This is a genomic window from Streptomyces sp. NPDC059718 (assembly GCF_042733315.1).
Taxonomy (GTDB): Bacteria; Actinomycetota; Actinomycetes; order Streptomycetales; family Streptomycetaceae; genus Actinacidiphila.
This window is the reverse complement of record NZ_JBHWGA010000037.1, coordinates 1-14,031: the sequence shown is the minus strand read 5'-3', so window position 1 is coordinate 14,031 and position 14,031 is coordinate 1. Positions and strand designations below refer to the sequence as shown.

12 protein-coding genes are annotated in these 14,031 nt (G+C 72.6%); 1 reads left to right on the top strand and 11 read right to left on the bottom strand.

Going from position 1 to position 14,031, the window contains the following annotated elements:
• Window positions 1–39: 39 nt before the first annotated feature.
• Window positions 40–576: an alkyl hydroperoxide reductase gene (locus ACFV3E_RS32925; protein ID WP_089224448.1), complete on the bottom strand. Its 537-nt coding sequence runs from the start codon at window positions 574–576 to the stop codon at window positions 40–42.
• A 2-nt stretch (window positions 577–578) separates the two neighbouring features.
• A complete protein-coding gene (locus ACFV3E_RS32920; protein ID WP_500366726.1) occupies window positions 579–1,133 on the bottom strand; it encodes a peroxiredoxin in 555 nt (184 codons plus the stop codon).
• Window positions 1,134–1,440: 307 nt separating this feature from the next.
• Here ACFV3E_RS32920 and ACFV3E_RS32915 point away from each other — a divergent pair, with 307 nt between their 5' ends.
• On the top strand, window positions 1,441–2,343 hold the full coding sequence (locus ACFV3E_RS32915) for a LysR substrate-binding domain-containing protein (RefSeq protein WP_500538035.1): 903 nt from the start codon (window positions 1,441–1,443) through the stop codon (window positions 2,341–2,343).
• 19 nt (window positions 2,344–2,362) lie between these two features.
• Here ACFV3E_RS32915 and ACFV3E_RS32910 read toward each other — a convergent pair whose 3' ends face one another.
• The 9 genes from ACFV3E_RS32910 to ACFV3E_RS32870 all read right to left on the bottom strand — a co-directional run bounded on the left by ACFV3E_RS32910 (window position 2,363) and on the right by ACFV3E_RS32870 (window position 13,853).
• Entirely contained in the window at window positions 2,363–4,753 is a 2,391-nt protein-coding gene (locus ACFV3E_RS32910) for an FtsX-like permease family protein (RefSeq protein ID WP_500538033.1), read from the bottom strand.
• Entirely contained in the window at window positions 4,750–5,415 is a 666-nt protein-coding gene (locus tag ACFV3E_RS32905; RefSeq protein ID WP_500372668.1) for an ABC transporter ATP-binding protein, read from the bottom strand. Before ACFV3E_RS32905 ends, ACFV3E_RS32910 begins: the two co-directional genes overlap by 4 nt.
• Window positions 5,416–5,432: 17 nt before the next feature.
• Complete coding sequence (locus ACFV3E_RS32900) at window positions 5,433–5,957, bottom strand: PadR family transcriptional regulator (RefSeq protein ID WP_500538031.1); 525 nt, start codon at window positions 5,955–5,957, stop codon at window positions 5,433–5,435.
• Between the two features lie 69 nt (window positions 5,958–6,026).
• Window positions 6,027–6,464, bottom strand: a complete 438-nt coding sequence (locus ACFV3E_RS32895) for a hypothetical protein (RefSeq protein WP_500538029.1) — start codon at window positions 6,462–6,464, stop codon at window positions 6,027–6,029.
• Between the two features lie 114 nt (window positions 6,465–6,578).
• The gene (locus ACFV3E_RS32890; protein ID WP_500538027.1) at window positions 6,579–8,027 is read right to left on the bottom strand and encodes a catalase; all 1,449 of its coding nucleotides are present in this window, start codon (window positions 8,025–8,027) and stop codon (window positions 6,579–6,581) included.
• Window positions 8,028–8,189: 162 nt separating this feature from the next.
• Entirely contained in the window at window positions 8,190–10,784 is a 2,595-nt protein-coding gene (locus tag ACFV3E_RS32885; protein WP_500538019.1) for an ATP-binding SpoIIE family protein phosphatase, read from the bottom strand.
• A gap of 59 nt (window positions 10,785–10,843) precedes the next feature.
• On the bottom strand, window positions 10,844–11,530 hold the full coding sequence (locus ACFV3E_RS32880; protein WP_500538017.1) for a class I SAM-dependent DNA methyltransferase: 687 nt from the start codon (window positions 11,528–11,530) through the stop codon (window positions 10,844–10,846).
• Window positions 11,531–11,657: 127 nt separating this feature from the next.
• Window positions 11,658–12,341 (bottom strand): cytidylyl-2-hydroxypropylphosphonate hydrolase, encoded by a 684-nt coding sequence (gene fomD, locus ACFV3E_RS32875; RefSeq protein ID WP_500538015.1) that lies wholly within the window; start codon window positions 12,339–12,341, stop codon window positions 11,658–11,660.
• A 102-nt stretch (window positions 12,342–12,443) separates the two neighbouring features.
• Window positions 12,444–13,853 carry a class II fumarate hydratase gene (locus ACFV3E_RS32870; RefSeq protein WP_500538013.1) on the bottom strand — a complete coding sequence of 470 codons (1,410 nt, stop codon included), beginning with the start codon at window positions 13,851–13,853 and terminating at the stop codon, window positions 12,444–12,446.
• Between the last annotated feature and the right edge of the window lie 178 nt (window positions 13,854–14,031).

Genomic DNA, 14,031 nt, shown 5'->3' with positions numbered 1-14,031 from the left:
CGGCCCCCCGAAGGGTGGCCGGGCCCGCAGGAACACGCGTCACGCGCCGGCGAGGACCGCCTCGGCGTCCAGCGTCGCCGCGACCGCCTGCACGACGGCGGCGATCTTGAAGGCCTCCTGGACCGTCTCGCGCTCGACGCCCGCCTTGCGCAGCACCTGCTCGTGCGAGTCGAGGCACATCCCGCAGCCGTTGATCGCCGAGACCGCCAGCGACCAGAGCTCGAAGTCGGTCTTGTCGACGCCCGGGTTGCCGATGACGTTCATCCGCAGACCGGCCCGCAGGTTGCCGTACTCCGGGTCCGACAGCAGGTGCCGGGTCCGGTAGTAGACGTTGTTCATCGCCATGATGGCGGCGGCGGCCTTGGCGGCCTGGTACGCCTCCGGCGAGAGGTTCTCGCGGGCCTCGGGCTCCAGCGCGCGCAGCACGACGGCCGAGCGCGAGGCGATGGCGGTGGCCAGCACCGTGCCCCACAGCTGCTGCTGGGGGAGCTCGGAGTTGCCGATCACGGAGCCCAGGTTGAGCTTGAGGTCCTTGGCGTAGTCCGGCAGCGCGGACTTCAGCTCATCGAGCGCCACGGTCACTCACCGGCCAGCAGCTTGACGACGTCGAGGGTCTCGTCGCCCTTCTTCCAGTTGCAGGGGCACAGCTCGTCCGTCTGCAGCGCGTCGAGGACCCGCAGGACCTCCTTGGGGTTACGGCCCACGGAACCGGCGGTCACCATGACGAACTGGATCTCGTTGTTCGGGTCGACGATGAAGGTGGCGCGCTGGGCGACGCCGTCCTCGCCGAGGATGCCGAGGTCGGTGCACAGCTCGCGCTTGATGTCCGACAGCATCGGGAAGGGCAGGTCGCGCAGGTCATCGTGGTCCTTGCGCCAGGCGTGGTGCACGAACTCGGAGTCGACGGAGAAGCCGAGGATCTGCGCGTCACGGTCGGCGAACTCGTCGTTCAGCTTGCCGAACGCCGCGATCTCCGTCGGGCAGACGAAGGTGAAGTCCTTCGGCCACGCGAAGTAGACCTTCCACTTGCCCTCGTACGACTTGTGGTCGATCTGGGCGAAGGCCTTCTCGGGGTCGAGGTCCACACAGGCGGTCAGTTCGAACAGGGGGAACTTGTCACCGACGGTGAGCACACGTACTCCTAGGGAGGGTCGGGACCCGGGCGCGGGGTGGCCGCACGGTCCCTCGATGGGTCCCGCTCACCCTGTCATGAGCCCATTGATCAGTGAAATCGCCCCGGCGGGTCGCATTGATCGGAACCCCTTATCGACGAGTGAGGCTCTGACGAGCCGCTGCGCAGAGTGACCGGCGCCACAGGGGGCGGGCAGCCGTCCGGGCCCGGCGGTCATTGATCGCGTACGCAACTAGACTGGAGGTCGTTGATCGGAGGCGGTTATCAGTAGTCAGCGCGGCAGCCAGCGCCAGCCGAGCCTGTCCCAGTTGCGGGCCTTCGCGGCCGTCGCCGAGCACCTGCACTTCAGGGACGCGGCCGCGGCGATCGGCACGAGCCAGCCGGCGCTGTCCGGGGCGGTCGCCGCGCTGGAGGAGGCGCTCGGGGTGGTGCTCGTGGAGCGCACGACCCGCAAGGTGCTGCTGACCTCGGCGGGGGAGCGCGTCGCGGTCCGGGCCCGGGCGGTGCTGGGAGCGGTCGGCGACCTGCTCGACGAGGCGGAGGCGGCGCGCGCGCCCTTCACGGGGGTGCTGCGGCTCGGGGTGATCCCGACGGTGGCGCCCTATCTGCTGCCGACCGTGCTGCGGCTGGCGCATGACACGTACCCGGAGCTCGACCTGCAGGTGCACGAGGAGCAGACGTCCTCGCTGCTGGAGGGTCTCACGGCGGGCCGGCTGGACCTGCTGCTGCTCGCCGTACCGCTCGGTGTCCCCGCCGTCGCCGAACTGCCGCTCTTCGACGAGGACTTCGTCCTGGTCACCCCGCGCGACCACTGGCTGGCCGGACGGATGGACATCCCCCGCACGGCCCTGCGGCAGCTGGACCTGCTGCTGCTGGAGGAGGGGCACTGCCTGCGCGACCAGGCGCTGGACGTCTGCCGGGAGGCGGGCCGCACCGAGGGGGCGACCGCCACCACGACCGCGGCGGGGCTGTCCACGCTGGTGCAGCTGGTGGCCGGCGGGCTCGGGGTGACCCTGCTGCCGAGGACGGCGGTCCCGGTGGAGACCGGACGCAGCGCGGAGCTGGCCACGGGGTACTTCGCCGACCCGGCGCCGTCACGGCGCATCGCGCTGGCGATGCGCGCGGGCACCGCGCGCGCGGAGGAGTTCGAGGCCTTCGCCTCCGCGCTGCGCGGTGCCCTGGCGCCGCTGCCGGTACGGTTCGCCCGCTGACGGCCGCGGGCCGCCGGCGTCACTCCGTCCGCAGACCGTCCGGACGCATCATCCGCCACAACGGCGGCAGGCTCAGCGCCGTGACCAGGATGACCACTCCCGCACCGGCGCCGGTCATGGCGCCCACGCTCGCCCAGTCGACGTGGGGACTCAGGCCCACCATCTTCCGCAGGGCCGCGGCGAGTCCCGCACCACCGACGACGGCGAGGGCCAGCCCCAGGGCGACCGGCAGCGCGGTCTGCCAGAGCACCGACAGACCGAGCACGGACCGCCGGGTGCCGAAGGCGACCAGGACGGCCAGCAGCTTCCTGCGCTCGCGCAGTTGCTCCAGCATGGAGACCAGCAGGCTCGCGCCGATCAGGGCAAGGGTGGCCGTGGCGCCGATGAACAGCCCGCGCCGGATGGTCGCGAACTTGCGTTCCTCCCGGGTCGTCTGCAACTCGTAGACGGAGAGCCCGGGATCGATGCGCGCGGCGGTGTTGCGGGCGTGCTCGACGGCGTCCGGCGAGCCCGGGTCGGTCCTCAGCATGAGCCGGACGACGGGCGTGCGCAGGGCCGCCACGTCCAGGGCGCCGGGGGTGGCCAGCACGCCCCACTCCTGGTTCCCGTCCGGCGCCACACGGGACTTCGCCGGGCGGGCGTCGGCGGGGATCCGCCACGGCTGCGGCGTGCCGGTGTACTTGTCCGTGACCGGCGTGTTCAGATCGAGCGTGCTGCCGGGCCTGGCGAAGCTCATGTCGCCGTAGCCACCGGGATCGGACACCAGGAACACGTTGCCGTCGGCGCAGCCGGCCCCGACCTCGGCGAGCTCGCGCAGCGTCGCGCAGTCGCCGACGACCAGGGTCGCGTACCGGATGTCGTCGGACTTCAGCGTCGAGGCGTTCCCCTGGACGGCGTCGCCCTGGACGACGCCGAGCACCGCGCGGATGCCCGGGGTGTCGGCGAAGGCCTTCTCCACGCGCTGTGCCTCCGTCCCGCTGCCGACGGTCTGCGCGATGCTGAGCTGGGCGCGCTCCGGGTCCTCGCCGGTCTCCTTGACGAAGTCGCTCTGCACCCCGGTGAAGAGCGACTGGAGGGCGATCGCCCCCGCCACGGCGACGGTGACGCCGCTGACCATGCGGGCGGCGGCGCTGCTGTCGAGCTGGATGCGGCGCGTGGCCAGCTGCCAGGGCAGCGACCCGCCGCGGAAGCGGCCGACGACCGACTCGACCAGCCAGGGCAGCACGGCGGTGAGACCGACCAGCAGCAGGACGGTGCCGGCCGTCACCTGGTAGGGGTTGATCTCGCTGTCCTGGGAGATGCTCCCGAACAGCGGGGCCAGCAGTGCGAGGCCGGCCAGCGGGATCAGCAGCCGCCACCACAGCCGGCGCTTGTGCGGGGTGGCGTTGCGCACCACTCCGAGCGGCTCGATGGCGATGCCGCGCATCGCCAGCAGGGTGACCGCGACCGCCGCCCCCGGAACCGCCACCGCCACCAGCGCGGCCAGCCCGGGACCGGGCGTGATGTCGGACGGAAAGAGGCTGATGTCGTACAGCGTCACATCGGGCGAGAACTGCCGGGCCCACAGGAAGATCCCGGTGCCCACGACGAGTCCGAGCAGGGAGCCGAACAGCGCCTCGCCGGCCGCGATCCGCCGGGTCGTCCTGCTGTCCGCGCCGACCAGCCGCAGTGCGGCCAGCCGCCGGTCCCGGCGCTCGCCGCCGAAGCGGACGGCGGTGCCGATGAAGACGGCCACCGGCATCAGCAGGACGACGACGATGATGACGACCAGCAGGCTCAGCACCCCGCCCAGCGGCTCGGGCTTCGCCTCGCCGCGCCCGAAGTGCGTGATGCGGGTGGCGTTCCCGGTGGACCCGTCCTGGCTCCGCGCGACGAGCTTGTCGCTGCCCGCGTAGTACGTCAGCTCGGCGGGTCCGAGCAGGCCCTGGTCGCCGATGACGCCGGAGACGCGGTAGTCCAGCCGTTCCCGCAGCAGCTTGCTGCCGGGCTGGTCGAGCAGCTTCTTCAGCGCGGGGGAGACCACCATGTCGCCGGGCGCGGGCATGGCGTCGACGCCCGGCGGCAGCACCGGCCGGTCGCCGTCGGCCTTGAGCAGCAGACCCCGGATGGCGTCGTCGTGGAAGCTGGTGTCGGCCGACTCGTACAGCACCGTGGCGGCGGTCCGCGGGGGCGGGTCCTTGAACCAGGAGTAGTCGCGGTCGTAGCCGCGGTCGTTGCGGGCGCTCAGCATGGCGGGCACCGCGGCCGCCACCAGCAGCAGCGCCACACCGAGGCCGACGCCGACCGCGGTGAGCAGGGTGCGGGTCCAGCCCTCGCGGCCGCCGGTCGCCGCGAAGCGGACGCCCAGGCCCAGGTCGCGGACCCAGGTGGCGAGGGCGCCGCCGTTCGGGGGCGGGTGGGCGGTGCTCATGCCACCCTCTCCATGTCGCGCGACTTGCCGTCACGGACGACGACCTCGCGGTCGGAGTAGGCGGCCACCCGCGCCTCGTGCGTGACGAGGACGACGGCGGCGTCGGTGTCACGGGCGGCGTCGGTCAGCATGCGCATCACCCGCTCGCCGTTGAGGGAGTCCAGGGCGCCGGTCGGCTCGTCGGCGAAGACCACCCGCGGGCCGGTGACCAGAGCCCGCGCCACGGCGACCCGCTGGCCCTGGCCGCCGGAGATCTCGCCGGGGCGCTTGCCCGCCAGGTCGTCGACCTCCAGCCGGGCCAGCCACTCCTTGGCGCGCGCCTCGGCCTCCTTGCGCCGGGTGCCGTTCAGCCGCAGCGGCAGGGCCACGTTCTCCACGCAGGTCAGCTCCGGGACGAGCTGGCCGAACTGGAAGACGAAGCCGAACTCGCCGCGGCGCAGCGCGCTGCGCTCGGCGTCGCTCATGGCGGTCAGGTCCCGTCCCCGGTACAGCACGCTGCCCGAGTCCGGCCGGACGATGCCGGCCAGGCAGTGCAGCAGCGTCGACTTGCCGGAGCCGGACGGCCCCATGACGGCGACGACCTCCCCGGCGCGTATCGCGAACTCCGCGCCGTCCAGGGCCGGGGTCGGGCCGTACGCCTTGTGCAGGTCGACGGCCTCCATCAGGTTCTCCGTGGTGCTCACTCGGCTACCTCCGCCGCGAGTAGGTCGAGGCGGGCGGCGGTGAGCTCCAGCCACCGCAGGTCCGCCTCCAGGTGGAACAGGGCGTGGTCGCAGATGAGCTGGTCCGCGAAGTCGCCGTGCCGCTTGCGTCCGGTCAGTTCCCGCATCAGCCGCAGATGCTCGGACCTCTGGGTGTCGAGGAGGTCGGCGGCGCTGCGCCCGGTGAGCAGCGCGAGGACGACCTTGGTGTAGAGGGTGTTCTGCAGGTAGGGCTCGGGCTTCTCCGGCTGCCCGAGCCACTTCTCGACGTCGGTGATCCCGGCCTCGGTGATCGCGTACCGCTTGCGTTCCGGGCCGCCGCCGGGCTCGATGCCGTCGACCTCGACCAGCCCGTTCTTCAGCAGCCGCGCCATCGTCGAGTAGACCTGGCCGTAGTGCAGCGGGCGGTCGTGGCCGAACTTGTTGTCGAATGCCCGCTTCAGGTCGTATCCGTGGCGCGGGCCGGACTCCAGGAGTCCGAGCAGGGTGTGGCCGATGCTCATGACCGAGGACTCTACACGACGCGTATACCTACGGTGTATAGACCTCATGCATAGTGGCGAGCCGGTGACCTAACCCTTCCTGAACAGGCCCTTTCCCGGTTCGTACCCGAGATGGGCCTGATAGGCGGTGGGCTCGCAGCGCGGGCCGTTCGGCTGCCACTTCTTGAGCGTGACGTCGATGCGCTCGTCCACCGCGGGCTTGGTCGCGGTCCCCGGGGCATTCTGCGGGGTGCCGGTGAAGCGCACCGCGACCCGCTTCGGCCCGGTCGCTTCGGGCAGGTCCAGGGCGAGCAGCATCTCCTGTCCGTCGCCCGTTCCGCTCCGCGAGCACACCGCGCCGGCGCACAGCCGGTAGGTCGTGCCGGGCTCCGTGTCGAACACGAGCCGCACCCCCGACTCCGCCCCGATGTCGGTGCAGTCGGGGCCGTCCGCCCCCAGGACCCCGCAGCCCACCGCCGTCACCAGGGGTATGACGGCCCCCGCCCTCGCCCACCGTCTCGTCCTCATGCCGATGGGATGCGCGCGGGGCCCGCCCGGTTCCGTTCCGGCCGGACGCGATGCAGCCCCGGGGCACGGACGGACATCACGTGCACCGGGGCTGCGGCCGTGGGGAGGTCCGGCTCACAGGCCGTTGACGTTGGCGGCGATGCGGTCGCCGACCTCCTTGTCGATGTTGCGCCAGTACTCGACCGCGCGGGCCAGGACGGGGGCGCTGACCCCGTTCTTCAGGTGGCCCGACACGTTGGAGACCAGCCGGTCGCGGGCGGCGTCGTCCAGGACCTGGCGGATCATCGTCCCGGGCTGGCCGAAGTCGTCGTCCTCGCGGTGCAGCTTGTACGGCTCGTGCACCATGTTGCCCGCCACCTCCCAGCCGGCCGGGTCGCCGAAGCGCCGGATGTCGGCCTCGGGCCCGCCGAAGGAGTTCGGCGCGTACGGCGCGGCGGTGCGCGACGGCTCGTAGCGCATCGGCCCGTCCTTGGCGTACGAGCGCACCTCGGTGTGGGCCCGGTTCGGCGGCAGCTGCGCGTAGTTGGGGCCGATCCGGTAGCGGTGGGTGTCGGCGTACGAGAAGAGCCGGCCGAGGAGCATCTTGTCCGGCGAGGGGCCGATGCCGGGCACCATGTTGCTGGGCTCGAAGGCGGCCTGCTCGATGTGGATGAAGTAGTCCTCGGGGTTCTTGTTCAGGGTCATCCGGCCGACCTCGACCAGCGGGTAGTCGCCGTGCGGCCACACCTTGGTGAGGTCGAAGGGGTTGAACCGGTAGTCCGCCGCGTCGTCGAACGGCATGATCTGCATGTACAGCGTCCACGAGGGATGCTCGCCGCGTTCGATGGCCTGGTACAGGTCACGGCGGTGCAGATCGCCGTCGGCGCCCGCGTAGTGGTCGGCCTCCTCCTGGGTGAGGAAGTCGATCCCCTGGTCGGTCTTGAAGTGGTACTTGACCCAGAACCGCTCGCCGCCGCCGTTGACCCACATGTAGGTGTGGGAGCTGTAGCCGTTCATGTGGCGGTACGACTTGGGCACGCCGCGGTCGCCCATCAGCCAGGTGACCATGTGCGCCGACTCCGGGGACAGCGTCCAGAAGTCCCACTGCATGTTGTTGTCGCGCAGTGAGCTGTCGCGGCGGCGCTTCTGGCTGCGGATGAAGTCCTGGAACTTCATCGGGTCGCGCACGAAGAAGACCGGCGTGTTGTTGCCGACCATGTCGTAGTTGCCGTACTCGGTGTAGAACTTCAGGGCGAAACCGCGTGGGTCGCGCCAGGTGTCGGGGCTGCCCAGCTCGCCGGCGACCGTCGAGAAGCGGGCCAGCATCTCCGTGCGGCGTCCCGGCTGGAAGAGGTCGGCCTTGGTGAACTGGCTGACGTCGTTCGTCACCTCGAAGACGCCGTACGCGCCCGAGCCCTTGGCGTGCACCACACGCTCCGGTACCCGTTCGCGGTTGAACTGCGCCATCTTCTCGATCAGGTAGTGGTCCTGGAGGAGGATGGGGCCGTCCGAGCCCACCGTGAGCGAGTGCGCGTCGCTCTCCACCGGGATCCCGGCGTTGTTGGTGGTGTAGGGGGTGCTCATGTGAGTGTGTCCTCCCGTCGATCTTCGGAAGAGTCCGTCGGGGGCTCCTGGTCGCTAACGACCACACAAACACTGAATCACCGGCTCGGCACGCCGGGCAATGACTTCACGTCATGGATCTGGACAATGTCCAAAAATAAAACGTGTACCGATACGGAGTGTCTACCGGTCGGCACCGCCCGGAATGCCCATTTCGAACCAGACCACCTTCCCGGCGCTCAGCCGGGTCGCTCCCCAGCGCTGCGCCATCCGGTTGACGAGGTACAGCCCGCGCCCGCCCTCGTCCTGCGGCTGCGCGTGGCGCATCCGCGGCAGCGTCGGGGCGTCGTCGCCCACCTCGCAGCGCAGCACGTCGGTACGGAGCAGCCGCAGCGTGATCGGCCGCTCCGCGTACCGCACCGCATTGGTGACCACCTCGCTGACCAGCAGCTCGGTCGCCTCGGCCAGCGGCTCCAGGTTCCAGCGGCTGAGCGCCTGCCGCACCAGCCGCCGGGCCCGGCCGGCCGTCTGCGGCCGCGGCTCCAGGAACCAGTAGGCGACGTCGCGCGGCGCGATGCCGTCGAAGCGGGCGGCCAGCAGCGCGATGTCGTCGTCCCGGTCGCCCGGGCCGACGATCTCCAGCACCTCGTCGCACAGCGGCTCCAGCGGCGGCGGGCACAGCACCGCGGACGCCGTGTGCAGCCGCTCGCGCAGCATCTCGATGCCGCCCCACACGTCACGGGTGCGGGACTCCACCAGGCCGTCGGTGTACAGCAGCAGCGTCGCCCCGGCCGGGGCGGGCAGCTCGACCGCCTCGAAGGGCACGCCGCCCACGCCGATCGGCGCGCCCGGCGGCACGCGCAGCACCTCGGCCAGGCCGCTGGCGTGCAGCAGCACCGGCGGCGGGTGGCCGGCGTTGGCGATCGTCACCCGGTGCGCTATCGGGTCGTAGACCGCGTAGATGCAGGTGGCCATGCGGTCCTGGCCGAGCCGCTGGGCCTGCTCGTCCAGGTGGTAGAGCACCTCCTGCGGCGACAGGTCCAGGCCCGCCAGGGTCTGCACGGTCGTCCGCAGCTGGCCCATGATCGCCGCCGAGGTCATGGAGTGGCCCATGACGTCGCCGACCACCAGCGCCACCCGGCTGCCGGGCAGCGGGATCGCGTCGTACCAGTCGCCGCCGACCCGCGCCGACTCGGCGGCGGGCAGGTAGCGGCTGGCCAGCCGGACCCCGGTGGGCTCCGGCAGGGAGTCCGGCAGCATCTCGCGCTGCAGGGAGTCGGCGATGGACGCCTCGCGGTCGTAGAGCACCGCCTTGTCCACGCCGAGCGCCGTGTGGGTGGCCAGCTGGGCCGCGATCAGCAGGTCGTCCGGATCGAACGGGGCCCGCTCGGGACGGCGCAGCAGCACGGTCGCGCCGATCACCCGGCGGCGGCCGCGCAGCGGTGCCAGGACGGCCCGGCGTCCGGTCGGCAGGTCTAACGTCTCGCCGAACTCCGCCTGCCGGCAGCCCCCGACCAGCTCGTGGAGGGCCGCCGTGGCCTGCGCGCTGTCGGAGAACACCGGGCGCACCCCGCGCAGCACCTCGGCCAGGGCGCCGTCCATGGGGACGGTCACGACCTCGGCGGCAGCGCCGTACGCGCCCTCCGTGGAGGGGACGACCGGCATGAGCAGGCCCTCCACGGGCTCCGGGGCGTTCTCGTCCGGCACGCGGTCGGTGCGCCGCAGCCGCAGGACCAGCGGGCCGGAGGGGCGCTCGTCGCCCACCGGCAGCGGGTCGCGCAGGTAGACCAGGATCGCGTCGGCGAAGGCGGGCACCGCGGAGCGGCACAGGCCCAGCACGATCTCGTCCAGGTCCAGGCCGCGGGCGATGCGGCGGGTGGCCGCGCCGACGTAGCGCAGCCGCTCGGTCTCCGCCTGCCCCGCCCGGCCGCGGTTCTGCGGGCCGATCTTCTTCAGCGGCTGGCCGCCGGTGGAGTCCTCGTCGACGGGGTGCCCGCCCGCGTGGCCCCCGCGGCCGCCCTGCCGGCCCGTCGTACGGGACGTGGGCAGCGTCGTGTCGGGGGTTCGCTGCCGGGTGCGCGGCTCGCCGCCCTCCGGCTGCGTCGGACCGGGGACACCCGGGACGCCCGGGGTCCCGCCGCCCGCCGTGGCCCGGCGGCCGGGCTCCACGGGAGCGGCCATGGCGGTGGCGGCCCGCCGGTCCCGGCCCGCGGAGCCGTCGAAGGACGGACCGGTGGCCGGGGCGCCGCCGGGGGCGTCGGCGGAGCGCAGCCGTACGGTCTGCCGTCCGCGGGCGCCGTCCGCGGGGGCGGCGGCCATGTGCTGGACGGTGGCCAGCCCCTCGCCCGCGACCACCCGGGCGGCCTGACGGTCCCGCACCTCGGAGGACTGCCGCGCGGTGCGTCCGCCGCGCGCACGCCGGCCGCCACGGCCGGGCTTGGCGGGGGCCGACGCGGGGGGATCGGAGGGGGTCTGACGTTCCGCCGGCGGCATGGCCGTGCCGCCGGGATCGCCGGCCCCGCCGGCGGCCGCGCCGCGCTTGGCGCCGCCGCTCCGGCGGCCCCGGCGCGGGCGGTCGCCCGCCGCGGACGGGTCCGGGGACCGCCCGGGGGCCGGTGCCCCGGCCGTGGACGCGCCCGACTCGCCGCCCGGCGCGGGGTCCGCGGGCAGCCGGAAGCCGGCCCGTGGATCCGGTACCGGTTCGGTGTCACCCGGACGTGCCGGGCCGGCCGTCGTCCCCTGGACGGCGGCCTGCTCAGAAATGCGCTCCGTGCTCACGCTGGTCGTTCCATCCGGTCGGGTGCGTCACGTGCCGGGCACGTGGCGGGGCGGCCGCGTCAGGCGGGTCGTCGGCAGTGCAGGAAGAGCTGCTCCTCCGGCGGCACTTCGGTCGTGTGCGGCGCGTACGCGTACGAATCCTCCTTAAGGACCGTGAATCCCGCGTCGGCCACCACCTGGCGCAATTCATCCCGTAGATAACCCGATACCCGGATGGTGTTACCAAGGAACGGAATCGCGAAGTCATCCACGTCGGCTTCCACCATCGAAAGGGTGAACATCCCGCCCGGGAGGAGGAGGTCGTGGACGCTGCGCAGGGCCAGCGGGATCTCCGCCCGAGGCAGCATCAGCAGCGAGAAGAAGGCCACGGCGGCGTCGAAGCGGCCCGGGTCCCCCGGGCCGTCGGGTCCGTGGCGGCCACCGGCCCGCAGGTCGGCGATGTCGGCCTGGAGGAAGGTCGCCCGGGGCACGTGCCGGCGGGCGAGCGAGAGCATCCCCGCGGAGAGGTCCACACCCGTCACCTCGTGTCCGGCCTCGACCAGCTGACGGCAGGTCGGCAGCCCCGTGCCGGAGCCGAGGTCCAGGACGCGGGAGCCCGCCGGGAGCTGCGCCAGGAGCCACTCGCCCGCGGCGACCTGGCCCTCCTTGTGCGGGAAGGCCTCGTCGTAGCGGTCACCTATGGCGTCGAACCCCTCGGCCTGGCCGGTGCGGTCCAGCTGTATGTCCTCGTAGCCGCCGACTCCCACAGCCCGGGCCTCCCGTATGACCTTGGTGACATAGCGTCAAACTCTAGTGTGAGCCTGTGTTTTGTGCAGCACTATGGGCCACGATCTTACGATTGGGGCAGGGGTCCCCGGCAAGCCGCTCACGCGGTCACCTTGCCGGACGATCCCAGTCAACCGGAAGGGCCGGTACCGGCCACGCCGGATTCGGACGCCAGTGCTCCCAGCCGTCCCGGAAGGGGTGCCCCCAGGCGCCGATCACCTCGACCGCCCGGTGGCCGGCCTCCCGTACCCGCTCCGCCGTGACCGCCGTCATCAGGCCGGCGGCCTGGGCCTGCGCGAACTCGTCCTCGTCCCGCCACTGCCAGCCCCGGTCCGGGGTGACGTGGATGTCCAGGAAGTGGTCCTCGGAGTCGACCCCGCCCGGCCAGCGGTGCCGCGGCTCCTCGAGGTTCACGTACCAGTTCTTGAAGCGCCAGCCCTGTTCCCAGAACAGCCACACCGACCAGGGCTCGTCCGGGCGCGCCAGCTTCAGCACGCCCGCGCCCCACCAGCGGTCCACGCACGTCGTGCGCGGCTTGAGGTAGCGGGTCTCCAGCGGCTCGTGGTGGATCGGCGAGCCGTCCGCCAGGACCGGCTTGACGCACTCGGTGCCCGGCGCCATCCACACCGCCAGCAGCTCCGGGTCGTCGCGCACCACGGTCACCGGACGGCAGATGTGCACCGCGTCGCTGCCGTTGCCGCGGTAGCGCCACAGCACCTGCTCGCCGGGGGCCCAGTGGCCCGCGCCGCCGTCCTGGCCCGCTCCACGGGGAAGAAGGATGTCCGCTGTCATGAACGGATCTTACGGACCCCGTGTTACGGGGGCGTCACCCTTGAGCCGAGCGTTCGTCACGCCGGGCACCGGGGACGGCCGGGACGACGGCGCGGCGCGCCGTCAGGGCCGGGTCATCCGCAGCACGTCCAGCGCCTCGTCCAGCTGCTCCAGGGTGAGCAGCCCGCGCTCGACGTAGCCGGACTCCAGGACCACCTCGCGGATGGTCTTCCGCTCGGCCAGCGACCGCTTGGCGACCTTGGCCGCCTCCTCGTAGCCGATGTACTTGTTGAGCGGGGTCACGACCGACGGCGAGGACTCCGCGTACTCACGGGCGCGCTCCACGTTCGCCGTGATCCCGTCGACCGTGCGGTCGGCCAGCAGCCGGGAGACGTTGGCGAGCAGCCGCACCGACTCCAGGACGTTCCTGGCGATCACCGGGAGCATCACGTTCAGCTCGAAGTTGCCCGCGGCGCCGGCCGTGGTGATCGTCACGTCGTTGCCGATGACCTGCGCGGCCACCATCAGCACCGCCTCGGGGATCACCGGGTTCACCTTGCCCGGCATGATCGACGAACCGGGCTGCAGGTCCGGCAGGGCGATCTCGGCGAGACCGGTGCGCGGGCCGGAGCCCATCCAGCGCAGGTCGTTCGCGATCTTGGTCAGGCCCACGGCGATCGTGCGCAGCTGCCCGGAGGTCTCCACGACCCCGTCGCGGGCGCCCTGCGCCTCGAAGTGGTCCCGCGCCTCCGTCAGCGGCAGCCCGGTCGTCCGCGCCACCTCGGCGATCACCGCCGCCGAGAAGCCGGGCGGGGTGTTGATCCCCGTGCCGACCGCGGTGCCGCCCAGCGGCAGCTCCGCCAGCCGGGGCAGCGAGGCCCGCAGCCGCTCCACCCCGTAGCGGACCTGGGCCGCGTAGCCGCCGAACTCCTGGCCCAGGGTCACCGGCGTGGCGTCCATCAGATGCGTACGGCCGGACTTCACGACGTCCGCGAACTCCGCGGCCTTGCGCTCCAGCGACGCCGCCAGGTGCTCCAGCGCCGGGATCAGGTCGCCGGTCACCGCGGCGGTCGCGGCGATGTGCAGGGAGGAGGGGAAGACGTCGTTGGAGGACTGGCTGGCGTTGACGTGGTCGTTGGGGTGCACGTCGCGGCCGAGCCGCTCGCTCGCCAGGGTCGCGATGACCTCGTTGGCGTTCATGTTGGACGAGGTGCCCGAACCGGTCTGGAAGACGTCGATCGGGAAGTGCCCGTCCCAGCGCCCCCCGGCCACCTCGGCGGCGGCCTCCTGGATCGCCTCCGACACGTCCTTGTCCAGGACGCCCAGCTCCGCGTTGACCTTGGCCGCGGCCGCCTTGATCCGGGCGAGCGCCTCGATGTGGGACCGCTCCAGCCCGCGTCCGCTGACGGGGAAGTTCTCCACCGCGCGCTGGGTCTGCGCGCGCCACTTGGCGTGGGCCGGGACGCCCACCTCGCCCATCGAGTCGTGCTCGACGCGGTACTCGCGCTCGTCCCCTGCGTCCTGCTCGGGCATGGCCGGAATTCCTTCCATCGCGGACATCGTCGGGCGTACCGGGTACCTCCCAGTAGAACCCGAACCCTTCGGTAGGACAGCGGTGCGGGACGTTTCATTCCCCCGGCGGCCGCCCCGGAAGGCGGCCCGCACGGACCAGGGCACAAGGCGGCCCGGCACCGCGCACGCGGTGCCGGGC